Annotated in this window: 24 protein-coding genes; 14 read left to right on the top strand and 10 right to left on the bottom strand. The window is 55.1% G+C overall.

The genetic code is table 11. The features are described from left to right. The coding region (locus VK738_17810) for a hypothetical protein (protein ID HTD24519.1) at window positions 1-590 on the top strand (590 nt) is incomplete at its 5' end. 532 nt (window positions 591-1122) lie between these two features. Next, window positions 1123-2202, top strand: a complete 1080-nt coding sequence (locus VK738_17805; protein HTD24518.1) for an ImmA/IrrE family metallo-endopeptidase — start codon at window positions 1123-1125, stop codon at window positions 2200-2202. 16 nt (window positions 2203-2218) lie between these two features. Here the strand turns inward: VK738_17805 and VK738_17800 are convergent, their stop codons facing one another. The 3 genes from VK738_17800 to VK738_17790 form a co-directional block, all read right to left on the bottom strand. Then, window positions 2219-3145: a hypothetical protein gene (locus VK738_17800; protein HTD24517.1), complete on the bottom strand. Its 927-nt coding sequence runs from the start codon at window positions 3143-3145 to the stop codon at window positions 2219-2221. Window positions 3146-3156: 11 nt separating this feature from the next. After that, the gene (locus VK738_17795; GenBank protein ID HTD24516.1) at window positions 3157-3957 is read right to left on the bottom strand and encodes a hypothetical protein; all 801 of its coding nucleotides are present in this window, start codon (window positions 3955-3957) and stop codon (window positions 3157-3159) included. A gap of 91 nt (window positions 3958-4048) precedes the next feature. After that, window positions 4049-5053 (bottom strand): thymidylate synthase, encoded by a 1005-nt coding sequence (locus tag VK738_17790; protein ID HTD24515.1) that lies wholly within the window; start codon window positions 5051-5053, stop codon window positions 4049-4051. Between the two features lie 531 nt (window positions 5054-5584). Between VK738_17790 and VK738_17785 the strand changes: the two genes are divergently transcribed. Then, window positions 5585-5995 (top strand): hypothetical protein, encoded by a 411-nt coding sequence (locus VK738_17785; GenBank protein ID HTD24514.1) that lies wholly within the window; start codon window positions 5585-5587, stop codon window positions 5993-5995. Between the two features lie 710 nt (window positions 5996-6705). Here VK738_17785 and VK738_17780 read toward each other — a convergent pair. Beyond that, on the bottom strand, window positions 6706-7242 hold the full coding sequence (locus tag VK738_17780; protein ID HTD24513.1) for a DUF3455 domain-containing protein: 537 nt from the start codon (window positions 7240-7242) through the stop codon (window positions 6706-6708). Window positions 7243-7372: 130 nt separating this feature from the next. Between VK738_17780 and VK738_17775 the strand changes: the two genes are divergently transcribed. The 4 genes from VK738_17775 to fabD all read left to right on the top strand — a co-directional run bounded on the left by VK738_17775 (window position 7373) and on the right by fabD (window position 10719). Continuing rightward, window positions 7373-7600: a hypothetical protein gene (locus VK738_17775; protein HTD24512.1), complete on the top strand. Its 228-nt coding sequence runs from the start codon at window positions 7373-7375 to the stop codon at window positions 7598-7600. A 140-nt stretch (window positions 7601-7740) separates the two neighbouring features. Continuing rightward, the gene (locus VK738_17770) at window positions 7741-8289 is read left to right on the top strand and encodes a DUF177 domain-containing protein (GenBank protein ID HTD24511.1); all 549 of its coding nucleotides are present in this window, start codon (window positions 7741-7743) and stop codon (window positions 8287-8289) included. A 239-nt stretch (window positions 8290-8528) separates the two neighbouring features. Continuing rightward, on the top strand, window positions 8529-9677 hold the full coding sequence (gene plsX, locus VK738_17765; GenBank protein HTD24510.1) for a phosphate acyltransferase PlsX: 1149 nt from the start codon (window positions 8529-8531) through the stop codon (window positions 9675-9677). Between the two features lie 82 nt (window positions 9678-9759). Further along, window positions 9760-10719 (top strand): ACP S-malonyltransferase, encoded by a 960-nt coding sequence (gene fabD, locus VK738_17760; GenBank protein ID HTD24509.1) that lies wholly within the window; start codon window positions 9760-9762, stop codon window positions 10717-10719. 28 nt (window positions 10720-10747) lie between these two features. On the opposite strand, the gene VK738_17755 is transcribed toward fabD, so the two are convergent. From VK738_17755 to VK738_17730, 6 genes are all read right to left on the bottom strand, one after another. Next, window positions 10748-11194 carry a hypothetical protein gene (locus VK738_17755; GenBank protein ID HTD24508.1) on the bottom strand — a complete coding sequence of 149 codons (447 nt, stop codon included), beginning with the start codon at window positions 11192-11194 and terminating at the stop codon, window positions 10748-10750. A gap of 15 nt (window positions 11195-11209) precedes the next feature. Further along, on the bottom strand, window positions 11210-12400 hold the full coding sequence (locus VK738_17750) for an ABC transporter permease (GenBank protein ID HTD24507.1): 1191 nt from the start codon (window positions 12398-12400) through the stop codon (window positions 11210-11212). Beyond that, on the bottom strand, window positions 12363-13400 hold the full coding sequence (locus VK738_17745; protein ID HTD24506.1) for an ATP-binding cassette domain-containing protein: 1038 nt from the start codon (window positions 13398-13400) through the stop codon (window positions 12363-12365). The genes VK738_17750 and VK738_17745 overlap by 38 nt, the downstream gene beginning before the upstream one ends. Before the next feature lie 2 nt (window positions 13401-13402). Beyond that, window positions 13403-14461 carry an efflux RND transporter periplasmic adaptor subunit gene (locus VK738_17740; GenBank protein ID HTD24505.1) on the bottom strand — a complete coding sequence of 353 codons (1059 nt, stop codon included), beginning with the start codon at window positions 14459-14461 and terminating at the stop codon, window positions 13403-13405. Further along, on the bottom strand, window positions 14458-15189 hold the full coding sequence (locus VK738_17735) for a TetR family transcriptional regulator (GenBank protein ID HTD24504.1): 732 nt from the start codon (window positions 15187-15189) through the stop codon (window positions 14458-14460). The genes VK738_17740 and VK738_17735 overlap by 4 nt, the downstream gene beginning before the upstream one ends. 150 nt (window positions 15190-15339) lie before the next feature. Beyond that, window positions 15340-15966, bottom strand: coding sequence for a TRIC cation channel family protein (locus VK738_17730; protein ID HTD24503.1), 627 nt, complete (start codon window positions 15964-15966; stop codon window positions 15340-15342). A gap of 348 nt (window positions 15967-16314) precedes the next feature. On the opposite strand from VK738_17730, the gene VK738_17725 reads away from it, so the two are divergent. The 7 genes from VK738_17725 (at window position 16315) to VK738_17695 (ending at window position 26699) form a co-directional block, all read left to right on the top strand. After that, on the top strand, window positions 16315-16743 hold the full coding sequence (locus VK738_17725) for a hypothetical protein (GenBank protein ID HTD24502.1): 429 nt from the start codon (window positions 16315-16317) through the stop codon (window positions 16741-16743). Window positions 16744-17596: 853 nt separating this feature from the next. Continuing rightward, entirely contained in the window at window positions 17597-19099 is a 1503-nt protein-coding gene (locus tag VK738_17720; GenBank protein HTD24501.1) for a di-heme oxidoredictase family protein, read from the top strand. A 122-nt stretch (window positions 19100-19221) separates the two neighbouring features. Beyond that, on the top strand, window positions 19222-20223 hold the full coding sequence (locus VK738_17715) for a hypothetical protein (protein ID HTD24500.1): 1002 nt from the start codon (window positions 19222-19224) through the stop codon (window positions 20221-20223). 33 nt (window positions 20224-20256) lie between these two features. Further along, window positions 20257-21564, top strand: coding sequence for a carboxypeptidase-like regulatory domain-containing protein (locus VK738_17710; protein HTD24499.1), 1308 nt, complete (start codon window positions 20257-20259; stop codon window positions 21562-21564). Between the two features lie 658 nt (window positions 21565-22222). Beyond that, on the top strand, window positions 22223-23647 hold the full coding sequence (locus tag VK738_17705) for a di-heme oxidoredictase family protein (GenBank protein HTD24498.1): 1425 nt from the start codon (window positions 22223-22225) through the stop codon (window positions 23645-23647). A 98-nt stretch (window positions 23648-23745) separates the two neighbouring features. Next, complete coding sequence (locus VK738_17700) at window positions 23746-24780, top strand: hypothetical protein (protein ID HTD24497.1); 1035 nt, start codon at window positions 23746-23748, stop codon at window positions 24778-24780. Window positions 24781-25577: 797 nt separating this feature from the next. After that, on the top strand, window positions 25578-26699 hold the full coding sequence (locus VK738_17695; protein HTD24496.1) for an aldo/keto reductase: 1122 nt from the start codon (window positions 25578-25580) through the stop codon (window positions 26697-26699). Window positions 26700-26767 lie beyond the last annotated feature (68 nt).

Genomic DNA, 26767 nt, shown 5'->3' with positions numbered 1-26767 from the left:
ACATCTATATTGCCGACGATGCAGGCGCTCGCGTGGAAAGGATATCGAACGGCCAGGTCACAACCGTAGCCGGCACCGGCACCTATGGCTTTTCCGGCGATGGCGGCCCGGCCACTGCAGCCGCTTTGAATGGGCCGCTCGGCGTCGCCGTGGATTCGGGCGGTAACCTGTATATCGCCGACAGCGGCAACCAGCGCATTCGCCAGGTGCTGCCCGACGGCACCATCACCACCATTGCCGGAGCTGAGAATGGCTCCTGGGCCGAAGGAATCCCCGCCTTGCTGGCTTCCATAGGCTCCGCCACGGCTGTAGCTGTGGATTCGGCCGGCGGCGTCTACATCGCCGATACCATAACCGACCGGGTGCGCAAGGTGATCCCCCAGGGCTTCATCAACACCTGGGTTGACTATAACGGCGTGGGATATCGCGGCAACCTCATCAAGAACAACCACAACCCCACCTTCGAATCCCTCGCCACCGATGCCGAGGGAAACCTTTACGTCTATGACGCCAGGAACGAGCAGATCGCCAAGGTCTCTCCCTGGGGCGAAGTCAGCATCCTGGCCAGAACTATCACAAAGCGCAACTGAGAGCGCTCGGCAATTAAAACAAAAGCCTACCGCGGATTTCACGGATTCACGCGGATTTTTGAAAAACGTTAAATCGTTTTCCTGAGGACTAGTGATGGGTTCATTTCCCCGCTCCTGCAAACTGTTACAATTGTGAACACATTCTATTGGTACTCAGTTCTTGACATGCACAATATATAGCGATACATTCGCACCATCTGGTCGTAAGCCTTGGAAATCGCATTCGCCACAAAGTCGCTCCGCCAACTCTGTGAGAGCGAGGACACGGCGAAACGATCCTTGGGAGCAAAAGTAGCTGAAAAACTGAAACGACGACTCGCGGATATTCACGCTGCTAGCTCCGCTAAAGATCTTGTGGCCGGGCGGCCTCAAAAATTAGGAGGAAATCGCGGTCACAAGATCGCGGTTGACCTGTGTGACGGTGTTCGTCTCGTATTTCGTGTAAATCACAATAGTATTCCACGCACGGAGGACGGCTACGTGGATTGGTCAAAAGTGAGTCGCGTGAAGATATTGTCCATTGGAAACTCTCATGGCTGAGAATCCTTTTAAGCCCGACTGGGTTTCGTGCCCTGGCGAAACCATGGCCGACATTCTTGAGGAGCGATCTTGTTCCTCAACCGAATTTGCACAGAGAATGGGGTATTCGGCCAAACAAGTGAGCGAATTGCTTAAAGGGCGCACGACTATCTCGTTCGAGACGGCGTGCAGGCTGGAGCTTGTTCTCGGGGCGACAGCTGACTTTTGGATAGCTCGCGAAGCTCAATATAGCGGAACTGTTGCACACGCACAGAACAAAGTGAAGTTCACAGGACAGGAAAGTTGGCTTAGCGAGCTTCCGCTGAAAGACATGCGTCGATATGGATGGCTCGCCCCAGATCTTTCGGTAAGCGATCCTGTAACAGCATGTCTGCGTTTCTTCGGCGTAGCAGATGTACAAGCTTGGCGTGCCACGTATCACAACTTACTTGAAATGGCCGCATTCCGAACATCCCCCACTTTCCATTCACAGCCGGGTGCTTTGGCTGCTTGGATGCGTCAGGGTGAAATTGAGAGTGCCGCGATCGATTGCAAGCCCTGGCACACTGCGGGCTTCCAGAGGGCGTTATCAGAAATTCGGCCGCTGACCCGAAAACGTGACCCAAGATTATTCATTCCTGAACTCACTCGATGTTGTGCCGAGCACGGGGTTGCCGTTGTTATTGTCCGGGCCCCTGAGGGCTGTCGTGCGAGTGGTGCTACACGCTTTCTGTCAGAAAAGAAGGCACTCTTGCTTCTAAGTTTTCGGTATCTTTCAGATGATCACTTTTGGTTCACATTCTTTCATGAAGCTGCCCATCTACTGCTACACAGCAAAAAAGCGTTGTTCTTAGAAGGCGAAAAGGTGTCCTCCGTCGAAGAGGATGAAGCCAATGAGTTCGCCGCTCACGTCCTTGTACCTTCCGAATTCCAAGACAAGCTTGAGCACCTTCCTGTCGACCGACATGACATACGGAACTTTGCGAGAATGATAGGAGTATCTCCCGGCATCATTCTGGGGCAACTCCAGCACCTTGGACGAGCGAGACGAAATCAGCTTGATCATCTTAAGGTGCGGTTCAGCTGGGAGTAGTGATTCGGTTATTTGTTCAGCCACGGAATGGTTTGAACAGCGAGGGACTTTTTTGCCAGTTGCATAGAGCATCTTCCAGCACTTGCATGCCAACATTCAAGCGGGCCCCGAGCTGCCCTAGCCATGTCTCAAGCACCTCGTGTTTGAGAGGCGCGTTTTTATTCCCACCGAACAATAGCCGTGCACCGGAAACCGGGCCAGTTGCGCCTTGCATATAGGTGGAACCAGGCTCAATTGGAGCAAGGCCTAACTTACCTACCATCGTTAGGTAATCAAACTTCGCCATTCGACCGAAAGACACCACGTCATTCATAGACCGGTAGAGGTAATCAAATGTCGCCTTTGGGTCACCATCGCATTTTTTGTATACCTCTTGAAAGAGCATCTGGTGAGTGCGAGGAGGATCGACCCACTCTACATAACTTTCAAAGGCCGCACCCGTTCCGGCAGACTTGTTCGCGTCAAGACTCTGGTACTTCCTATGATTACCAAAATGGCAAGTGATACCTGCCCGCTTTAAGTGCGCTTGGTAGTTTGCCAGCCATTTTCGAAAGCGCTCGGGATGAGCGCTGGTTCTCGTCCAATCCCAAGGAGCTCCCCTGCCCAAACGACCATAGACATCCCGGACTAGCCGCCAACCGTCTCGTTGATGCTTACCGAAATGCACAAATAAGAACACAAACCAGAATGCCTCATCGATCTGTCCTTCGCGCATGCGGAGCACTGCGGCCATAATGGGATCAAAAATGTCACTCGAGGGATCTGCACGAGAGCTGCTGAGTTTTCGACTCCTTATCACGGAAATGTACTTGATCCGTCGAATACTCTCCACCAGCTGTTCAACGAAAGCTGTACGATTCGCGCGACTTTTGATTCCCGGAAGAGCACGGGATTGCGAATCGAACGAACTCAAGCCAGCTTCAAGTTGCTGGGCCAGCTTCACATCTTTGGGCCTCACCAACACACCCCATCTGCTATTCTCCCGATCCAATGGCGAATCGAAGTTCTGACTTCTCGCGTAACTCCGAAGCTACTTTGAATATTATGATTAAATCCAATCACCAAAACGTCATGCTTGAGCTTGATGCCAGAAACATAACGGACAACCCCGTTATACGCGATTCCGGTGACATTGGACCTCGAACGACGTGGAAGCATCCAGCCATTCATCACCTTTTTTTCAAGACGGACCTCTGCAATCTTCTCAAAGTTCCTGACCACCGAACTGCCGTTAAGGATCAACAATCGAACCGGAGACTCTCGCAATAGCAGGGCCAAACTGTCGCCAGCCACGGAAATGAGGAGTGAACGCTGCCGATGACTGAGGCTCGTCCATTTGCATTCAGTCGCGTAGGGAATCAAGTCAAGATGACAAGCACCACCCGAAGCATCGTAGTAGGACGCCTCCGTTTCTCCGATTAAGTGATCTAGTTGCCTAAACCAAAGATCATAAGGGTTCCTCGAAAAATAGTTTCGGCACGAATCCCATATTTGTCGCAAGTGCTGCACCTTGACCTCAGACCAGCGAGCCAGACCGAGCGAGCCGAGAGTGTGAAATCGGCGAAATGGGCCAACGAGTTCGTTGCCAGAGCGATCAACAAATTCGCGGTTACTAGGATTGAGGCCAAGGGTTGCAACTCTTGCGCTGGACACATCCCCGAAGGATGGAACCGGGCAGCTCCAAGGTATGACGTTTGTTTTCGAAAGCCTGGTTTCATACAGGCGTTTAATTAATGTTGATAGTGTCGCGTTCATTCATAATCCCTATAGGCACTTGAAAAAGCATCGCACTTTATAGTGCATACAGTATCGAGATTCTCTGAGAGCATCCGCGAAGTTAACTGCTTCAGAACAGCTGCTCCTGTATCGGCTTGGTCCTTTTGACTCTTTGTAGAGTAGCCTTTTGTTTCTTTTTTTCAATGTAAACGTCGTAAATGCGACTCGACATCATTTTTTTTAGTCGAGCGATCTTGTCAGCATTCGCCTTCTTAGCGTACGAATAGATTTGCAGAAGGCGCACGATGTCTTCCCAATAAGCTTCAAGACCGAGTCTGCCAATGTTGATCCCTCGGTTATGACGAACAGCCCTCTCGGCCTTTAGTACCTTGCGGATAGACTTCCAGGGGTCTTCGAGCGGCATTGACGGCATAAGTACCGAGGCCTGCCACCCCTCTTTCAGAAATTGTTCAGCCTTCCCTCTGTCTTTTTCGTAAATGTGGAGACTCCCAACTGCATGTTTGTATTTTCCAAGTTCGACCCCGAGCGTACGGGCAATAATCTCCTGCAACATCGTGAAAGTGAATAAATCGTGGGGCAGGCCGAGGAATACGTCGTTCGAGCGCATGCTGGTGAACATGTGCAGACGACCGTGACGAACCATGAATTGAAGCGTGCACGTGCACGGAATATTTTTGTGTTCATGTGCAATATCCTCAATATCCGTCGCATCAAACAATTGAATTACGGCACGGCGTGAGGCTGGCCTGTTTTTTAGCAAGTCGAGAACATTCTGGATTTGATTGATACCACGCATTTTGAAAAACCGAGGACCATACGCGCCATGAACCGTACGTCCATCATCCGATTCCTCGGAATACCGGGGCAAGTAATAGCGGATGAAGCTAAGTTGCTTACTTCCTGCCAAATACCACAAGAGTTCACCAAGGCCACCAAAAAGGAGGCTTCGTCCCTCCGTTCGGCTGAGACGCGCACGAGGATCGGTGATTTCAAGCAAGACTCCGATCAGTTCGTTCGTCTTGCCGCGACTCGGCTCGGTAGCATTTCCGCTCTTGAGAATTTTGTTGATTACCCGCCGAAGCAGGTCGTCTAGCGTATTGGCGGTTATGTGCATTGAAAGTAGAACGGTGGTAGCTGGGGAAACTCACTGTACATGTTTGGTACGTCTCGCTGCAAGGCAGATGGTCCAGAAAGGGTGCTTGCGGGCTTCGAACTTAACAGTTCCATTCTGGGATTTATTCCATTATGAAACGGGTGGGTGGCCCGACCCAAACAGTTGTTTCATGATTACTCAGTTGTCATCGCCGGGAAGCCAAGCCCCAACGGGGCGACGTATTATAGCCCAGCGCTTCCAGCGCTGGGTAGGAATGCCGAAATGATCCGAGTCCCGTAGGGACGACGCTCGCTCTTTATCCAAATACGAAGCGTTCGTCATATTCCATGCTGTTCTTCTTCAAAAACAAAACATATTCTTCTTCGGTAAGCGTGCGGTGAGTACATCTTGACCAGGGACCTACATATAGGGCAAATCACGTCCCTTCAGCACCTTTGGGGATGCAGATGAGATTTTTGACCACACGGGCAACCATTCCGTTCAAACTGGAAAGCACGGAACAAACGGCGACGGTATTGCGTAATACCAGCTATGCCTGATCTGCAGCGATTTATCGTCTTCATGGCGGCGGGATTTGTTCTATTTCTTGCCGTGCTTCTGTGGGTGCTTCACAGCAGGAGCGCGAAGCCTCGTCGCTTGTCTCTCTTGATGTTGGCGACCGTCGTCGTCCCCGCAGGGATGACCTTCGCGTGGTACTCTCACCACTTCTTTCCAGATCTGTCATGGGCGATCTACTACGGTGTTCCGGCGCTGACTACATTTGTCTTGCCCCCGCTGTGGCTGCACATGTCGCGACAGGAGATCACGCGCTACGTGCCCATGGCCGTTTGTATGGCGCCCGCAATTCATATCGTCTTCTCCCTCTTGGTTGGATGGCATGACTACATGCCATTCCCCATCTATATCCCATCGCTCGCGGAACTGGCGCGCAGAATTGCATAGTCCAGATACTCTGGGCGCCCATTCGCCCGGCCAGAGCGAGTGGGGATTTTATTTTCCCTTGTACAAACGGTTTCTGGATTCGCGATTTGACCGCCGTATGGTACCAATCTGATATCAAAACCTTGATTTCCTGGACACTGCGGGTCATCATGGAGAAGCGGTTGGTAAAACAGTTTCAGGTTTCGAGTTTCAAGTTTCGAAAGCAGTTGCCAGCTACCAGTTGCCGGTCCACGGCACGCCGGGACAGGTTGCCAGTTAAGAGCAACCGCAAAAGAACGCGGGTGAGCCAAATGCGAGTGCCGGATGAGCGCGAGCAGTTGGCGAGGGCGCAGCAGCCTGGTCTTGGCTGCGGAGCCCTTAGAGTAACGACGGCATTCAAGAATGCCGGGGTTTCATAACCCTATTAGGTCTTTGAAAATTTGTTTGCCTGCAGATCGGACGCGTGAGCTTTTGGTCTCCTTGGAGCTTGGCCTGCCCCGGCGTGCCGTGGGCTCCTTGTGGCTCATACCCACTTCCGGCAGACTGGCAGCAAGTCCCCCGCGCCAGATTGATTTTCGCCAGTAATGACACGGGTCAGACGCGATTTGGGGCACTCCCAGACACAAGCTAGCAAGTGGGGGGTGGGGGCCATCCCCAAAACACGTTTTCCTTCGTCCCTTTGTGTTTCCTTCGTGCCCTTTGTGGTTAATCTTATCTGTGGTTAATCTTCTCTATTTCGCCGGGGCGTAGAAGTAGTAATCGGCGGTGTAGCTGCTCTTGCTTTCAACGTTCTGCTTTGACGCATTGCAGTCGGCTGCTGCTGGTGGCTGTCCACCCTTGGTGTGAATGCGCTGGATGCTCGTAACCCGGCTGAGCACGCCGCTTCCAGTGTGACCGGTAACGGTCACCAGCAGCCAGGGAATTGAATCCGCATCTGGCGAATCCACCCGGGCCACGGCTTTGCCGGTGACTTCGCTGCCATCGTTGTGCTTCCACGTGGGTCCGGCGTAGTGGCGGCCGATGACTGCGCCTTGCTGATCGTGAAGCTCAGCTTCGGGGGCCTTCAGCGCCCAGCCGTATTTTTCGTCGGCTCCTGGCTGGCAAACATAGATCTGGGAGCCCGACGCGTGGGCCTCGAACACGACTTCCTCGCTGGCAGGAGATTTGATCTTCTCCGGTACGTCGGGGCGGGGGCGCGAAACCCCTTGTCCAAATGCCTGGGTGGCGACTCCGATCAGAACGATGAGGTGCAACAATCTTGTAGTCATCAGAAAATTCTAGCAGAGGGCTGAAATATTCACGCACGGGAGGTGTGGGTTAGGGGGACGTCAGCAGAACTAAGCTTGAATAATTGTGGAGTTGTTGGGATTATTAGAAGTGACAAGGGTTGAAGGTAGTATGACTGAGAATGAACGACAGTATCGAAAAGCGGTTAAGTATTACGTCTGGCTTTTCGTTCTTTGTATTCCTGTTGTCTTTCCAATTGGGTTTTGGCTTTTAAAATTATTTGGAAGCTCTGTCCCTTTCTTTGTGCTGGGCGGTCTCTGGGTGCTGGCATGGCTCGTAGCTGCGGGGCGGGCCATATTTTTTCGCTATCGCTGGAAAACATCCAAACTGGCCGACTAGCGGCAGGTCTACCAATCTTGACCCCCCGGCTTTCTGGACGTTATACTTTAGTTTGTCCCAGTCATTCTCAGCCGCTTCTGGTTCCATTTCGGAGCGTTCCGGGAGGTAATGGGTTAGGGGGACGTCCTCCGGGGTCCGCGATGTTCATCAGCGTTCAGGATTTACAGCTTCAAGAAATTCCCTTTCAAGAGGAGTTCTCTGCGGAGGCATTGGAATTGGGCTCCGAGCTGCGCCAGGCTGCACCGGCCAAGGCCAGCGGACGGGCTGCGCTGGTGGAAGAGCACGATGGCGCCAGGCGTATCCCCGATATCCGGGTCGTGGGCAAAGTAAGCACGCGGCTTGAAATGCGTTGCGCGCGCTGCCTGGAACCGGTGTTCAAAGATGTAAACAGCAGCTTCGATCTGGTGTACCGGCCGCAAGGCGCGGATAAGAAGCCGGATGAGTCTTCCATCAGCGAGGCGGAAACTGAAATTGGGTTTTACCAGGGCGATGGATTGCTCCTGGAAGATGTAGTCAAAGAGCAGTTGCTGCTCGCGGTTCCATTGCGGGTGGTTTGCCGGGAAGAATGCAAAGGGTTGTGCCCGCTGTGCGGACGCAACCGCAACCTGGAACCTTGCAATTGCTCAAGCCAGCCGCCGGACCCACGCTGGGCCGCGCTGGAAGAGATCAAGAACAAACTAAAACAATAGTCCGCGAGATTGAAACGCTCGCAGAGATTTTCGAGGTAAGCAATGCCAAATCCGAAACGGCGACACTCCCAGGCCCGCACTTCCAAACGCCGCGCCCACGACTTTTTGACTGCGCATTCGCTCTCTGAGTGCCCGAACTGCCATGAGAAAAAAATGCCGCATCGCGCCTGCGCCAAATGCGGTTACTATAAAGGGCGCGAAGTAGTAGAAGTCGAATCCAAGTAAACGGCGGGAAGCATTTGCGATCTACCCGGCAACCGCGTAAGCGCCTATCGCGCGTGATGGGAGACAAGCTCGAGTCTCTGGCTCGCGCCGCTTTTGCTCCCAATGGTTCTCCCGGCCCCCGCACCACGATTGCCGTCGATGCCATGGGCTCGGACCGCGCACCTCGTCCTGAGGTGGAAGGCGCAATCCAGGCGGCACGCTACGGCAACGCCCGCGTGCTGCTTGTGGGCCGCACCGAAGCTATTGAAGCCGAACTGGCCAATCATCCTGCTGCTGCTGAGCTACCCATAGAAATCATCCAAGCCAGCGAAGTGATCAGCATGCACGAAAAAGCCGCACATGCGGTGCGTGCCAAGCGTGATTCTTCCATGCGTGTAGGCTTGCGGCTGGTGCGTGAAGGTACAGCACAGGGCTTTGTCACCGCCGGCAACACCGGCGCTGCCATGGCCACTGCCAAGATGGTGCTGGGCGCGCTGCCCGGCGTTGACCGCCCTGCCCTGGCTGCCGTGTTTCCGACCACAGTTCCCGGCAAGGCTGCCATCATGATTGATGTAGGCGCCAACGTGGATTGCAAACCGCAAAACCTGGAACAATTCGCCGTCATGGGCGAAATCTATTGCCGTTCCATTTTTGGGAACCAGCAGCCGCGCGTGGGACTGCTCTCCATAGGAGAAGAAGAAAGCAAAGGCAATGAGCTCACGCATCAGGCCTACGAGCTGCTGCGCCACCTGCCACTGAATTTTGTGGGCAACGTGGAAGGGCGCGACTTATACAACGGCAAAGTAGATGTGATCGTATGCGATGGCTTCGTAGGCAACGTGGCCTTGAAGATTTCTGAAGGCCTGGTGGATACCATCCGCTATATGCTGAAGGAATCGCTGGAAGCCACTTTGACCCGCCAGGTCGGCTTCCTGCTCTCGCGCCGCGCCTTTGCAGACTTTAAAAAGCGCCTGGACTACACCGAATACGGCGGCGCACCGCTGCTGGGCATCAAAGGCGTCGTCATCGTGAGCCATGGATCTTCGAACGCAAATGCCATCAAGAATGCCATCCGGGTTGCGGCGGAATTTGCCAAATCGGGAAGCAACCAGAAAATCGAACAAGAGTTGACACGGCAAAATGGCGTGGCCGCGGCCGCAGTGGTAGTTAAAGCAACTGACTAGTCAGCAGTCCTTAGTCCGCAGTTCTCAGGTCTGAGCTTTTGTGTGTATCTACTTAAAAACAGTTCTACATTTATAAAATCCTATGACAATTTCTAAACTCGCTTTTCTCTTCCCCGGACAAGGTTCGCAGACAGTCGGTATGGGAAGAGAGCTGGCTGCTGCGCATCCGGTGGCACAGCAAACTTTCGATGAGGCCGATGCCGCCCTCGACTATAAAATCTCGCAATTGTGTTTCGAAGGCCCGGAAGAAAAACTTAAACTCACCGAGATTACACAACCGGCGATTCTTACCGTCTCGGTCGCCGCGCTCCGTGTGCTGCGCGAAAAAGGAATCACGCCCACTTTTGTCGCTGGACACAGCCTGGGTGAATACTCTGCGCACGTTGCCGCCGAAACTCTGAACTTCGCCGATGCGGTTCGCACGGTACGCAATCGCGGCAAGTACATGCAGGAAGCAGTGCCAGTCGGCGAGGGCGCGATGGCCGCAATCTTAGGAATGCCGGGGGATGAGGTACAGAAGATCTGCCAGGAATCGGCGCAGGATAGCGTATGCTCCCCCGCCAACCTGAATTCACCGGAGCAGACTGTCATCTCGGGTAGCAAAGCCGCCGTGGAGCGGGCGGCCGAGCTGGCGAAATCCCGTGGCGCAAAGAAGGTCGTCATGCTCGCGGTAAGCGCGCCCTTCCACTGCGCGCTGATGCAGCCGGCACAAGACCGGCTGGCGGCTGACCTACAGAAACTGAGCTTTCAAGCAATGCAGATTCCGTTGATCAAAAACATCGATGCCGAGCCGACCAGCGATCCTGCAAATGCGCGCGAGGCGCTCATCCGCCAGGTGACGGGCGCGGTGCAGTGGGTGAACTCCGTGCGGAAGCTGATAAGCCTGGGCGCAGAGGCTTTTGTGGAAGTTGGTCCGGGCAAAGTGCTCTGCGGGCTCATGCGTCAGATTGACCGGTCGAGGACTTGCTTCAATGTGGAAGATGAAGCGTCGCTGCAAAAGACGATACAGTCCGCAGTCGGCAGTCCTCAGTCCTCAGGTTAATTTTCGATATCAGATATCAGGAAGTTATTTACGGCGGCGGGTAGGAGATGCTTTTGTCTGATTTCTCTACCCATAGATTGGTTGTGATTGGACGTCCGTTGATTTGAACTTCAATCACGGCGCCGCTGCCGCCATTGGAAGATCCTTCGATTTTATGGCTCTGGATGGGGCCATACTCTCCGCCTGGACCCCAGTCATGATAAAAATCGCCATAACGGTAGCGGTCGTACTTTTCCGGATGCTGCTTCCAGTTGGGGTCAGCCATCCAGATGGCGTAGGCCTGCTCGAAATTCTGGGACTCGATGGCGGTGAAAAACTTATTGATGATGCGCTCTTCGGGCCAGAAGCGCATCTTCCACCAGATAAAGCCGGCCAGCAGGACGACGAAAACAGCGATAGCGATCCTGATGCGGCGGCGTCTTTCGCGGAGTTTCTCAGCAATTTCATCCCCCGGTTGGGCGTCAAGCAAGCTCATGGCTTCAGTTTACGTTTACAACGTTCTTTTGAACAAGAGCGTAGTACCGGTCAGCATGACAACAGCAAAAGCCGCCAGGTAGAGCAGATCGGGCCAGATGGCCATAAAGCCGGCATCACGCAGCAACAGCGCTTTGAAGCCGTGGACCGAGTACGTGAACGGATCAATATTGGCGATGACCTTGAGCCATCCGGGAAAGGCCTTGACGGGATAAATGGAGCCGCTGGGAAAAAACAGCAGCGTATTGAGAATGCCGAAGACGGCCCGCGGCACTAGGGGATCTTCCACGCGTGCCATCATGCAGGAGATCATGGTCACGAAGGCGGCCGACGTCGCGATGATCATCAGCAGCAGCCAGAGGAGCGTTGCCGGTTGAAAGGCGGTGCTCACCCCTGCTATCAACGATCCTATGAAGGTCAAAACCAAACCCGCGCCAATGGCCTTGATGGCACCAGCCAGGTTCAGGCCAAAGACCAGCTCAAGCTTGCTGATCGGGGTGGCGAGATAACCCTCATGCACCCCGCGGGCCTTGTCATCAATGTAGACAATGCCGCCGCCGATCATCACGGAGACAAACATAGCCAGCGCGATTGAACCCGGCAGCAAATATTTCATGTACTCGATATAGGGATAGAGTTCCACCACGTTGAGCGCAATCTGCTGCACCAGGCGCGGCTCGACCGGCTGTTGATTGAGCGCGACCACAAGCTCGTTGAGATTTTGCTCGAGGGTTGCGGTCATGAAGTTGTCGCTGTTGTCGAGCACTAATCCGATACGCGGCTGCCGTCCCATGTACACATCGCGGGAGTAGTTTTCAGGAATGACGACGACGCCATCAATTTTGCCGTTGTGCACATCTTCGACGGCGGTTTTCTCGTCGCTGTAGTCAACCGCGTCCAGCGTACGGGCATTGGCATGGATCGCATTCAGCGCTTCGCGGATGCGCAGCGCCTGCGGACGATCGGTTTCGACTCCCTGGATGAGAGTGCGGTCGTGGTCGACAATGCCCAGGCGCGCATCGTGGATCTTGCCGCCGAAGGCGTTGCCCAGCACGATGAGCTGCACTATGGGAAGGACCATGGCGACCAGCATCAATGCCGGCGAGCGCACGAACTTGCGCATCTCACGCTCCACAATGGCCATCATTCGATTCATAGGCGCCTCCTCTTCAGCGGTCGCCGCCGCTGATCCAGCCGGTGTAGACATGCGCGCTGACTTCCTGGTCGCGCAACTGCCGTCCGGTGTAGTAGACAAAAACATCGTCGAGTGTAGTGTTATGGACCGAGAGTGCATTGACTTCGACCTGATGCTGCAAGGCCAACCCAACCAGCTCGGTCACGGTTTTGGAGCTGTTGTCGGAAAGCAGACGGTAGGCATTGCTGCCCAGGGACTGCACACTGCGGACGTCAGGGAAGCTGCGCAACATTTGCTCCCAGTCTTGTGGCGGATTCCCAAATTGGGCCTCTATGACGTTAGAGCCGGGGACCGTTTGCTTAAGGGCGCTGGGCGTATCCAGTGCAACCAGCTTGCCGTGGTCCACGATGGCAATGCGGTCGCAGAGGCGGTCGGCTTCATCCATGTAGTGCGTAGTGATCAGGACGGTAAGATTGCGGTTCCGCTTGATGTTGGTCAGCATCTCCCACACCGCCACGCGTGAGACCGGGTCGAGGCCGGTGGTAGGCTCATCCAGGAAAAATATCTTCGGGCTGTGCACCAGGCCGCGGGCAATTTCCAGACGGCGGCGCATGCCTCCGGAAAGATTCTTGGCGGGCGTGTCTTTCCACTTGGTCAGGTCCACGAGTTCCAGCAGCTCATTAATCGCGCGGTTGCGCTCCTTGGCGGGCACGCTGTAGAGCTTGGCGTGGATGCTCATGTTCTCGTAAACCGTCAGGTCCAGATCGCTGGTCATGGCCTGGGGAATCACCCCCATGGTGTTGCGCGCTCCATTGGGGTCGCGGCTGACGTCGTATCCGCCGATGCGGGCGACGCCTGAGGTAATAGGCAGCAGCGTGGTCATCATGCGAATCAGCGTGCTCTTGCCAGCGCCGTTCGGGCCGAGCAGGCCGAATATCTCGCCTTCCTTCACGGTGAACGAAATGTCGTTCACCGCGGTGAAGTCACCATACTTCTTGACGATGTGCTCGACCTCGATGGCATTGGGAGCCTCTGCCGACGTGCCGCCATTGGGTTTGAAGAAAGTGTTCATGGCTAATTCAGCTTTGATTTGGGCACGAGCACAATCGCGGTCATTCCGGGAACAAAAGCGTGATTCGGATTGGGAATAGAGAGCTTCAATTGCACCGTCTTGATGTCACGTTTACGCCGGCTGACGTCGCGCTGGGTAGCGAAATCCGCTTCTACGCCCTTGGTAATCACCTTGCCGGTTACGATGTCCCCGCCAGGCATACGCACTTTGAGTTCATCGCCAATGCCGATTTTGTCAGCGTAAGTTTCCGGGAGCGGTGCGCGAACCCAGGTTTCACCCAGATCAATAATGGTCACGATAGGCGCACCCGGAGCAACTACCTCGCCTTCACGGGCCACACGCAGGGAGATTATTCCCGAAATGGGAGCGAACACGCGGGTGTAATCGAGCTGCACCTGGGCCTGCGTGCGCTGCGCCTCGGCCTGAAGCTGCTGCTGGCGGGTTTCTGCCACTGTGCTTTCGGCGGCCCGGGTTTGGTGGGTGCGTGCCAGCGCGGAATTTAAAGCCGCTTCCGCAGAGCGTACCTGATCTTCTGCTGCACGCACGCGCGCCTCCTGCGCGTGCAGGGTGGCGACGGCTTCATCGCTTGCCTGCTGGGAAGCAACGCCTTGCTTGGCCAGCTCTGCGGTGCGGGTGGTATCGGACTGAATGCGCACCAAATCTGCCCGGGCTGCCACCAGATTGGCGCGCGCCATCTGCACCTGGGCCTGCGCATTGACCACATCACTGGCGGTTGTGCCTTGAGTCAAAACTTCAGTGGCTTGCGTTCCTGCCAGCCGGGAATTCAGACCGGCCGCGGCTGCGGTTGCAGCCTGCTGCTGGGCCTGAAGCTCGGCAGTATCGAGCTGAGCAATCAGGTCCCCGGCGTGGACCTCGGAGCCTTCATCCACCGCCAATTTTTCGATGCGGCCCATGATCTTGGGACCCACGATGACCTGGTTGGCATCCACGATGCCGATCAACTGCAAATCGCTGGAATGGTCGTTGAAGAAAATGAAGTAAAACAGAGCAATACAAAAAATAATTCCGACCAAAACCAGAAACTTCTTTCCTTGCGTCACTTGGCTTCTCTCCTGGTACTGCCAAACTCTTTGGATGCCGCGCGATGGGGCAGAAGCAGCGTAGTGGCAACAACATCCAACACAGCGGCCCTGCGTTCTGCGATGTGCTGTGGCGTGAGCGGGTTTCTGCCGGTCACGAACGCAATCATGGGAGCGCTGCTGAAATAAAAAACATTCATAGCAATCAGCGACAAGACGAAATGCATGGGATCAACCCGGCGAAACTGGCGGCGCTCTATGCCCTCACGCAGCAGGACCATCACCCTGGCAAAAATCGGGCGAAGATAGCGCTCGGCAATGCGGCGCATATGGGGCGAGCCATGCCGGCCGGCGCGCATCATCTCGCGTTGCACCATGCGCGGATAGATGGGAGACGCCGCAATAAAATCAAAATGGGCCGCGGCGTAGGCCATGATTTTTTCCTGGGGCGGCAGGTCGCGATCAAGCACCTCGGTCATGCGCTGGGAAAGCGTGGCAAATACGTGATCGAGCGCTTCCCCGTAAAGCCGCTCCTTATCGTGGAAGTAATAGTGCAATAGAGCCTTGTTCACACCGGCCGCTGCGGCAATGGCCTCCATGCGCGCACCGGCAATGCCCTCTTCGGCAAACTCGTGCATAGCAGCTCCTAGAATCGCGGAGCGGGTTTCAACGGCGTCGCGCTGGCCTCTGCGCAGGGCCTTGCGAAAAGAAGGACGGGGTTTAGCTCGTTTTTTAAGTAAATTCTGCATTTTAACTAACTGGTTAGTCAGGATAACAAAAGCTATTCCAACGTGGCAAGTTCCAGACCGGAGTTTTGTTGGATACGCTGGCCTGCGGTCCATTCGTGTAGACGGATGAGCGGCCTAAATATTGTAAGAACCATTCACCAAGAACCGCGCTCAATTACTCAGCACTCGGGGCAAGCTCCAATGGTGCCATACACTGATCATGCGGAGTGAGAAGCAAACCACGCCGCCCAGGAGAGCATCCCACACCGGCGGAATTCGCAGCTTTCTGCCAAGGACCATGACGGCCGCGCCGGCCAGGGCGGCGGTGGCGTAGACATCGGCGTGAAGAACGTTTGGAACCTGCGCCAGCAAAATGTCGCGCACGGTTCCCCCGCCCGCCCCGGTGATTGCCCCCATCAAGATGGCGATGAACGGGTGCATGTTGTAGTTGAGCGCTTTTTCGGTCCCAGCGACGGCAAACAACGACAGGCCCGCGGCATCGAGAACAATGATGACGGGAGCCGGAATGATCTGAACAAACTGGTGCAAGAAGAAGACGATTGCGCCGCCGGTGAATGCCGTGACTGCATAACGCCAATCGCGCAGAGATTGGGGTGGAACGGCGCCGATCAGCAGGTCGCGAATGATTCCTCCCGCCAATGCGGTAGCGAATGCCAGCACCATGAGACCCAGAAAATCGAGGCCGCCGCGTATCGCCGCCATGGCGCCTTCGATCCCGAAGAGCAGGATCCCGGCCAAATCAACTGCGAACAACAGCTTGCTGGAGCCGTATTTCATGAGCCTTATCCGTTTTCAGTGCAATTGTCAGGCCCGACCACAGATCATAACCGAGCATCAGCCGTACGTCGAAACCCTACGTTCTACTGGTCAGATTACTTTTGCCTCCTAATGGGGTTGCGGGAAAAGGAATTTTAGGCGCTCGCTTCGCTTCGCGCCAGCCTACGGCAGTAAGGAAGTTTTATTTCCTAACGACTTGCGACACAGCCAAAGCTCTGCACTGACACGTCTTCACGCCCATAAATTTCCGCAAGCTCTGAAGCCGAAGATTTCGCGCTTCGAAAACAGCCGACTCCCAGCGCGACTAAAAAATCGGGCACGGGTTATACTGACTTGCCGGGAAAACCTATGTCACTCGTCAACAGTGTGGGTACGTGTGAAGAATGTCATAAGATGTTCGAATACACCCTGCTGCACAGCGGGGTCACGAACAGTTGCTACGCGTATTGCGAGGGTTGCGGCACGACCGCCATTCTGGACATCTCCGACGGGCGATTCCCCATTGAGTTGATCAGGGTCGCGGCCTACAAGGTGATTGTTCCCGACCTGGAGCGGCACCTCAAGCCCTGTTCCTGTGGATCAAAGTTTACCGCCAATGCAGCGCCGCAATGCCCGCACTGCCGGCAGGCTCTCTCTCCCACAACGGCAGCGAAGTATCTGGAGACCAACATCAGTAAAGGATCACCCAGCCGGCGCTGGCAGATGTCGTGGAGCGGAAATTACTACATTGTGATTGAAGGCAAACAGGTCAGAAACAATTTTAAGAGCCATTCCTAGTGCTCGACGGACGCAGACTTCGTTTGTCAAGAGCGTCTTCCCGTGATCAATTTTCATGTGATGAAACACCGCTTCTTTTCCCTGAAACCAAAAACCAGGCTTCGCGATTACAAAACTTTACTTCCTCAGTTAAAAATTTGTTTGACATCGCTCTCCGAATTGAATAGATTGCTCGCCAACATTTGACGCCGGAAATAAACGGTTTAATAAAAGCGCTTAGCGAAGGTTCCTCCCGACAGCAGCAAGTCAGGTCTTGTCATCGCGAGACAAATTGTGGGACTTCGGGAACAAAGGAACATAGACCGTTTTCTAGGGGCCGGCGCCACAAGTCAGGCAGGCCAGAATAGATAGATAGTTTGGGCCTATAAATACCCAACAATAATCCCAAGTCATGCGGTATTAGCGGGATTTGCACACTACTCGGCCAAAATCATTTCCCGCGAGAAAACTGTCTTTTTTGCAAGCGGGGCGACTCGAAGCTTGAGCGGCCCATGCTTACGGCTGGTGTGTGCCAGCGCCTAAGAGGGCGCGCAACTTCGTCTAGGGTACGGGCAACCTTTCTCACTTTTTTCGGGATTTGCTGCTGAGCCCTCGCGGTTTCGCACGCGTTGTGACCGCGCTCATTTACAGATGTCTTAAGTTGAGACGTTGGCACGCAAAGCAGGCGGTGTGTTTTCTTGCTATAGGCACGCCGTTGAAAAGACAGAATCTGAAGCACAACCGTTTATCTTTTCCGCAGGCGGCCCGGTGCTGTTTTGCTGGAACAGACCTCTTGCGGGTGACCTCTCTCTGTGTGTCCTCTCTCAAGAACACACAAGCACCCAACGAAGAGAAGTAGGAGGAACTTTTAGAAATGAAGCATCGAAAATCAACAAAGCTAGAAATTCTGCAACCGGTACATCTATTAACGCTGTGCCTGACGGTGGTTCTCTGTACGGGAATACTGCAGGCCCAGCACGATCCTGGGCCGCGCGGTGGGGCCGCTGGAGCCGGCGGTTTTTATCCGACCTTGGATGGCAACGAGCAGGCATTCTTCAGCCAGGCATTGGATCGCTTCAAAGAAATTGATTCAGTCTCTGGAAACGTGCCCGGTGAGGCCGGTGTTGGCCTGGGACCAACTTTCAATGCCAACAGTTGTGCAGCCTGCCATGCCCAGCCAGATGTCGGCGGCAGCAGTCCTGGGTTGAGAAGTCCACAAAAGCCAGTTCCCAACCCGCAGGTGGCGTTTGCCACGCTGGATGGCGCTACCAACACCGTACCTCCGTTTATCAGCGCGAATGGCCCAGTGCGCGAGGCGCGGTTCGTCTCTACCAACACTGCAGATCCCTACGCTGCGCTCGATGGTGGCGTGCACGGTCTGTACACCATCGCGGGCCGCTCTGACGCAATTGGTTGCAATCTTCAGCAGCCGGATTTCGCCACACAGCTCGCCAACCATAACGTGATCTTCCGCATTCCCACTCCAACCTTTGGATTGGGTCTGATTGAGAACACACCGGATGCAGTCCTGGAGGCGAACCTGGCTGCAAACAGTGCTGCCAAGTCAGCTCTGGGGATCGGCGGAAAGCTGAACCGTACCGGCAATGACGGGACCGTCACCCGCTTTGGGTGGAAGGCCCAGAACAAGTCGCTGGTCATCTTCTCAGGCGAAGCCTATAACGTTGAACAAGGTGTAGCCAACGAGGTGTTCCCCAACGAGCGTGCGGCCGTCCCTGGCTGCGTGTTCAACTCCACTCCGGAAGATTCAACCAACATCACGAACCCTGATGATCCAACCTCTACCACCGGCACAGCCTCGAAGATGTCGTCCGATACTGTGAACTTCGCTGCCTTCATGCGCCTGACAGCTCCGCCGACCGCGACCACGCACACGGCTTCGGAGTTGAATGGCCAGAAGTTGTTCAGCAGTGTGGGCTGCGTTTTGTGCCACAGCTCTACACTCACGACAGGGCAGTCACCATTCACGGGCATGTCCAACGTCGTGTACCACCCGTACTCAGACATTGCCGTCCACCACATGGGATCGAACTTGGCGGATGGCGTGAACCAGGGCGGAGCGGGTCCGGATGAGTTCCGTACAGCACCGCTGTGGGGTGTTGGGCAGCGGTTGTTCTTCCTGCATGACGGTCGAACCTCTGACCTGTTGCAGGCCATCAAGGCCCACGCCAGTTCGGGCAACATATGCGTGGTCACCCAGGACTTCCAGCAGTTCAGCATCAATAACGGTGTCTCCTACTTCCAGCCCTTCTCGCAAAGTCAAACCTGCGGTTCGGAAGCCAACGGGGTCATCAGCAACTTTAACTCGCTCAGTTCCTCGCAGAAGCAAGACCTGCTAAACTTCCTGCGTTCGCTGTAGCGTCATCAATTTACCTTAAACCGGAAAGCGGAGGGGCCACGACGGCCCCTCCGCGATTCCGTCATCTCTATTTTGTCCAAATGTACTACCGCGCGATTTTCATCGTTGTTCTCATAAGTTCCGTGGCCGCATGGTGCAGCTCATCCAACTCTTGCGGACCTGCGTCTGAAATCCAGGGCGGATTGCAGAAGGCCGCTGCTGCGCCCATAACAGACCCCACAGATTTCGACCACAATGTGGCCCCGTTCCTTGCACTGCGCGGGCGCTACCCCAACGACCTGTTCGTGCACGAGCGCTACCAGGATGCCGTGAGCCAGCATGGAATCGAAGGCCACCTGCGAGCGCTGGCCGAGGAATACCAGGCCCTGGCGGAGCAGCATCCGGGCGATCTGATGTATCGCTACTTGAATGCGCGCAGCATGCTCGGGCGGAGCACTCCTTCTACCATTCAGGCCATGAACGAGATCATCGCGGCCAATCCCAACTTTGCGCCGGCCCACCGCACACTTGCCGAAATCTACGGCTCAGAAACTTTTCGCGACGCGCGCAAAGAAAAAACCGAGCGGGAAAAACTTCTCGCGCTGTGTCCGGGAGCTACGCTGGTGAAGCGTCCGGATCCTCTGCCCAATCAGAGCCCCTTGATTGACCGCGCCGAGCGCCTGTTCAACATGAACAGCATTGATCTTGACCCTATTGTCACGATGGCGCTTCAGGGCATCCGTGACGACGAATGGCGGCTGCAGCGCATTCGTCCGTTCGATTGGTACAACACTTACTACAAGCGCCAGAGCCAACGCGAATTACAGGCCCGCTATTGGAGGGTATGGACCCTGCAAGTCCGCTACTACCGCAAGAAGGGCGAGTCCAAGAAAGCCGACGATCTGCTGGCCTCGATGGAGCAGCGCGCAAACTCTCTTCACAAAGATACCGACCGGGCTTATTGGGATGAGCTGGCCATACTTGCAACTCTCTATGCCGAGGGGAGTCAGCAAAAGCAAGCAACCGACAAGCTTAAAGAGATGGAGCAATTGCTGGCCCAGCACCCGGACCCTGGGCGGGCCGCGGCGCTCGAAACCCTGCGCAAACAAGTTTGGGTGCTGGTATGTAATCCGAAATGTGCGTGAGCAGCCGAGGAAAACCGAGAAGGAAAATAATTCATGAACCGCTATATTAAAAAAAAATTCTTCGCAAAAAAACTTCCGTTTCTTTTCTGGACCATCTTTCTTGCTCTTTTGCCGTGCTTCGCTGCCACCAACAATAGCATCAGCGGCAGCGTTCGTAACGCTACCACCGCCAAGCCTGCGGCAGAAGATGAGGTGGTTCTGCTTCGCCTGCTGGATGGAATGCAGGAAGAAGCGCGCACCAGGACCGACGCCCAGGGTGGGTTTTCGCTGAACGTGCAGTTTCCCAGTACGCGCTACCTGGTCCGCGTGGTGCATCAAGGAGTGAACTACGATCAGGAGGTTTCTGCAGGCAGTACCGTCACCATTGACGTGTTCGACGCCGCATCAAAAGTGAAGGGCATCAGCGGAAGGATCGAAATCATACGGGTTGGCTCCCAAAGTAATTCGCTTCACATTTCCGACATGTATGACATCAAGAACGAATCCAACCCGCCAGTAACCCAGGCAAGTGAGCACACCTTTGAAGTCTACTTGCCGGCTAAGGCGAAGATTGATTCTGTCCTGGCGGCGAGTCCCAGAGGGGGTGGCGTGAAAATCTCCGCTACCACAGTGAAAGGAGAACCCGGGCATTACACCATGAATTTTCCGCTGCGGCCGGGTGAGACCAAGTTTGCCGTCAACTACGATCTGCCCTACGCCGGACGCGCAGATTTTCACCCCAGGCTTGCTTATCCCGTGCAACAGTTGGCGGTCATGTTTTCTCCTTCCATGACGTTTCGTGCACCCTCCACTGGTTTTCATTCCATCATTGACAACAAAGACCTCCAGGTACAGGCCGTGAACCAGGTCGAAGCGGGCGAAGGGCCGAGCTTTGAGATCTCGGGGAATGGTGTGCTTCCTCCTATAAACGGTGAGGCCAAGCCGCGATCCAATGCGCAATTGCTACCTCCAATTGTCTCGAGGCCAGCTGCCGCAGGAAATAATTTCAGTGCGGCCAACGCAAGCAAACCCTTGCCGGCAAGTGCAATCCAAAACCCGAAGCAAACTCAGTTTTCTCTTGAATGGTTGATCGTGGGGGTAGTAACCGTGATCTTGTTGGGAATATTTGTACTGCGCACTCGGTTGCGAGGTGGACGGCAAAATACCGCCGTCGCAGAAATGGGAAGCGGCCGGGCTGACCACTCCGCCGCGTTAATAGCGGGCTTAAAGGAAGAATTATTTAAGCTTGAGAAGGACCGCATTCACGGCTCCATCTCGCGGGAAGAATACACTGCAACCAAGCAAGCCCTGGATGAAACCGTGCGCCGTGCTATCGCCAAGGCCGCGACCCAAAAATCGTAGAACTGGTTTGCCGCCAATTTTTGAATCCCTATTCTTTGATTCTCCCGCGACAGGAGAATACCTTAGAAATTTCCCATTTCCCCAAGAAAACTAAATTTTAGAATTAACAAAATTTTATTTGACATTCCCCGGAGAATTACTTATATTCGCCCGCAACTTTTGACGCCGGAATGAACGGTTTATCAAAGCTGCTCCCCATTCCTACTAAACCAGGCAAGAAATAGAGTTTAGAGAAGTTGGGAACCTTGAAAGTACTGAACCGTTCGTAGGGGCCGACGCCGCAAACCCAACGTTTTTCAACAACACTTCCGTCTGTGGTAACAACCAAATTTACCCAATCTCTCGGCCAGGAAATTGGGCCCGCGAGGGAAGATTTTTTTCGCGAGCGGGAACGCTTCGTACGCTAAGTGACCCATGCTTATGGTTCGTGCGCGTTAGTTGCGTGAACACGTAGAGCACGGGTACGCAAGGATAGCGGTGTGCCTGTTGGCATGCCGTTCAAACGACATTAAGTTAAACCAACCAACTCTTACACTATCTTTTCCGCACGCGGCCCACTCCTGTTGCTCGAACCGCATGCGGGTTCACCTCTCTATTGCGTGTTCCTTCCCGATGGAACGCGCAATTACCGATGAAGAGAATTAGGAGACTCTTAAACATGACGCATCGAAGAGTACAAAGACTTGTTTTGGCTTCCACATTTGTGGCGGCGCTGCTGATTGCAGGAGCGGCGTTTGCCCAGTCCGATCCCGGAGTGCGCAGCAACACCGGAGTGAACGCCGGCCAGCCCTTTGCCTCTGTCACTGGCAACGATCTGGCTTTCTTCCAAACCGGACTCGCGCAGTTCAACGAACACCAAACCGTTACCGGAGACAACAACGGTCTAGGACCACGATTCAACACGGACGGGTGTGGGACATGTCACTCACAACCGGCCCCGGGCGGAAGTAGTCCAGCCTCCGCGATTTTCCCCAACGTCGGACCGAACCCGGAAAGCCAGGTGATTGCCAACGGGGTCGTGAGCGGCAGCACCAACACCATCCCATCTTTCATCGCGGCTAACGGCCCAGTGCGTGAAGTCCGATTCCCATTCTTTTTTAACCCCGATGGCACGGCCAATACCAACGCGCCCAATGGCGGAGTGGAAGACCTGTTCACCGTCAGCGGCCGCGCTGATGCCGGCTCCTGCAGCCTCCGTCAGCCCAGCTTTAACGCTGCTCTGGCGGCCAACAACATCATCTTCCGCATCCCCACGCCGGTCTTTGGCTCGGGGTTGATGGCGAACATTGATGACTCAACCCTGCTGGCCAATCTGGCGTCCCAAGCCAACAATGGCCTCGGGATTTCGGGCACCTTTAATCACAACGGCAACGACGGCACCATCAGCCGCTTTGGCTGGAAGGCCCAGAACAAGTCGCTGATGATCTTTGCCGGTGAAGCCTACAACGTGGAAATGGGCATCTCCAACGAGCTGTTTACGCAAGATCGGCCGCTGCCGGGTGAGGACCAATTGGGAAGCGGGCTTCCAGCCAACTGCCTGAACCTCGCCGGAAACGGCTACCCTGAAGACATTACCCACTCCGATGGCACCAACGCCTCCACCGTCACCAGTGACGTCGGGCTGTTTAATGCTTTCATGCAGTTCCTGGATCAGCCCACGGCATCCACGACCAGCCCGGGCGGAGCAAGCTCCATCGCCAATGGTCGCGCGCTGTTTAGCGCCGTTGGCTGCGCGGTCTGCCACACAACGTCGCTCCCGACCCAGCCCTCGCACTTAACGGCTGGTTTGGGCAACGCTACTGCCAACCTGTTCAGTGACCTTGAGATCCATCACATGGGCACGACCCTGGCAGATAACGTCTCGCAGGGCGGTGCGGGTGGCGACCAGTTCCGCACGGCTCCCTTGTGGGGTCTGGGACAGCGGATCTTCTTCCTGCACGATGGCCGCTGCACAAACCTGCTGTGCGCCATCGAAGCCCACGAAAGCAACGGCGGCGAAGCCACCAACGTGGAGTTCATCTTCGACAACGACCTATCCCCCAGCCAGCAACAGGACGTATTGAACTTCCTGCGCTCGCTGTAACCGTTTTACAGCACCCCTTCCTGGCGAGACACGAGGGTGTCTCGCCAGTTTTTCCATCAGGCCAACGGCCTGAAATTGCTTGGATGCGAAGGAGAAATATGCAGTCTGGATTTTTGCGTTTCGTGTTCGTTCTCGCCTTTTGCGTATCGTTGCCGGCCTGGGGCCAAAGCGCCGGACCGCAAAACGCCCCGCAGAACGGCGGCGACTTTTCCACCAACACGCACCCCACGGAAAAGCAAAAGGTGCCGGCGGGAGTCATCCTGGTAAAAGGCGCATGGGCGAGCGCCAGTGATTCCGTAACTCCCCTGCCGGAAGGCGGAGGCGTGGCCAACAACATCTTCAGCGACCAGTATTTTGGAATGACCTACGCGCTGCCCCCGGATTGGATCGAGAAACACAAAGGGCCGCCTCCCTCCGATAGCGGCCGCTACGTGCTTGCCCAGATCACGCCTGCGCCCACATATAAAGGACCGGTCCGCGGAAGTATTTTGATCACCGCCCAGGACATGTTCTTCACCCCGCTGCCTGCGGCCAACGCGCTGGAGCTCATCAAGTACACCAAGGACAATTTGCAGGCCGATTACAAAGTGGAATTAAAACCCACCGAGACCAAGATCGCCGGCCACTCCTTTACCTTCTTTGGGTATTGGTCTCCGGTCGCAGAGCTGCATTGGTACGTCCTGGCCACGCAAATCCGCTGCCACACAGTAGAGCTGGTGCTCACCAGCCGGGATACGAAACTGCTGGAGAGCCTGATCCTGGACTTAAACAAGATGAAGCTGCCCGAGGAGGCCGGTCCCATGGCCGGGACGGGCGGGGGCGCTGTCCCTGTGTGCATCAAGGACTATGCAAGTGAGGACCACGTGATCGAGCGGGTTGATCCGGTCTTTAGCGAGCGCAGGTTTAACCCTGTTCCCGTCCGAATTATCATCGATAAAAAAGGCAAGGTAAAACACATTCACTTTCTCAGCGCATTTCCCGAGCAGGCAAAAGCCATCAGCGACGCCCTGGGGCAATGGAAGTTCAGGCCGTACCTGCGGGACGGGCAGCCGGTTGAGGTGGAAACCGGCATCATATTTGGGCGCGCACCACTTCCAATCGCATCCACGGCAACGGCGCCAGCGACCGAATAATCTCTTGCTTTGTATCAGGGCACAAGTTTACCAGTGCCGATAAATGGGCTAATGGGCTGTTGCCTTTCTAGTAATGTGTGGCTGTCATGGAAAGGCCGACACCCCACCCCACTTGCTGCAAGTGGTTAGAACCCGCTGAAACAACCATGATCGCCCTGTATTTACTGGGGAAAGTCGCTGTCGCGGTGGGGCACTTGCTGGGCTATTCCCGTGTTTACTGAGTATTCATTATCCGCAGGGCCATTTCTGAGTACTGGGGAAAGAGCACAGAGTCAGAGAGCATATAACAAAGTCCGAGTACTGCTCTTAATCCCTTGTTCCACACAAAGTATTACTCCCCCACCCCCATTACTTGGAGTAGTGGACGCAGCTCTAAATCCTTAGCAATCAATTTCTTACGACTAAGCACGGAGTAATAGACCCGGCAGTCTAAGAAACAGCTCCCACGGCACTCCGGGGCAGGCGAGGGGCAGCCAGGCCTCTGGGACGCCGAAAGGTCGCGCTTCGATCTACCGACAACAGGTTTTCAAAGAGCTCAATGGACTATAAAAGCCCCGGCATTCTGGAATGCCTTCTTCGTTCTCTTTGCGGTTGTTTTTACCGGCAACCTGTCCCGGCGTGCCGTGGACTGGCTACCGGCAACGGCCTTTCCCGCTGGCAACCGCTTCTCAATGATGGCCCGCGGTTTGCCAAGAGTCAAGGATTTGATATCAGAGTGATACCTAATCATTGCATAAGTTCTCTGATGTTATGCACGCCGGGCAGGCCGTCTAGCCTTCTGCTAGACTGGCAGTCCCATGATTGAAGGATTTGCCACTGCTGAAGGTACGGCGCGCTACCGCGACCGTTTTCCAGAACTGAATCGAGCCGGCAACTTTCGCCAGTCCGTTCATGTGCCGGGCGTGAGCGAGCTTTCGCTCTCCTCGCTGGGACTGGGCACCTACCTGGGCGAAGCCGACGCTGAGGCTGACTCTGCCTATACCGAATCCATTCGGCAAGCGGTGCGCTCCGGGGTGAACGTCCTGGATACGGCCATCAACTATCGCCATCAGCGCTCGGAGCGAAACATCGGAATTGCCCTCGAGCAGATGACTGCAAGCGGTGAATTGAAGCGCGATGAAATCCTGGTATGCACCAAAGCAGGATATCTCTGCTTTGATGGAGAAGCACCCGACGATCCGCGGGGATACTTCATTGAGGAATACATCAACAAAGGCATCATGCGGCCCACCGAGATTGCCGGCGGAATGCACTGCATGGCGCCTGGGTATCTGGAAAACCAGATTGATCGTTCCCGCACGAATTTGAAGCTGGAGACGATTGACGTTTTCTATCTGCACAACCCGGAGTCGCAGTTAGGAGCAGGCGTGAGCCCTGCAGATTTCCGGCAGCGCTTGCGCGACGCATTTGCCGCGCTGGAAAAAATGGTGAAGGCCAACAAGATACGCTTTTACGGATGCGCTACCTGGAATGCCTTCCGCCTGCCCCACACGCAGCACGAAGCCATCAGCCTGCAAGACGTTGTAACCGTGGCGCGGGAGGTGGGCGGCGACGGACACCACTTCCGTTTTATTCAGTTGCCCTTCAACCTGGCCATGCCCGAGGCCGCCGGCCTGAAGAACCAGGCCTTCGACAAAGAGATGCTGTCAATCTTCCAAGCCGCGGAAAAAACTGGGGTCGCCGTTATCGGCAGCGCAACCCTCTATCAGGGAAGACTCACACAAGGCTTGCCGGAAGTGATTCGACAGAAGTTGGGGACAACCAACGACACAGAAAGCGCCATTCAGTTTGCGCGCTCAGCTCCGGGGATTACCACCGCCCTCATCGGAATGGGCCACAAAGAGCACGTGGTGACTAATCTTGCTGTGGCTGCAAAGGCGCTGGTTCCGCGTGAGCAGTGGGAAAGTTTGTTTCAGTAGCAGTACTCAATACTGGGTACTGATAGGCTATCTCATAAATGGCTCAGCGGGGTGGCCCAACATAGGTG

The sequence above is a fragment of the Terriglobales bacterium genome (genome assembly GCA_035487355.1).
Lineage (GTDB): Bacteria > Acidobacteriota > Terriglobia > Terriglobales > Acidobacteriaceae > QIAW01.
Note: the sequence above shows the minus strand (reverse complement) of the source record. Positions and strands in the feature narration are given on the sequence as shown.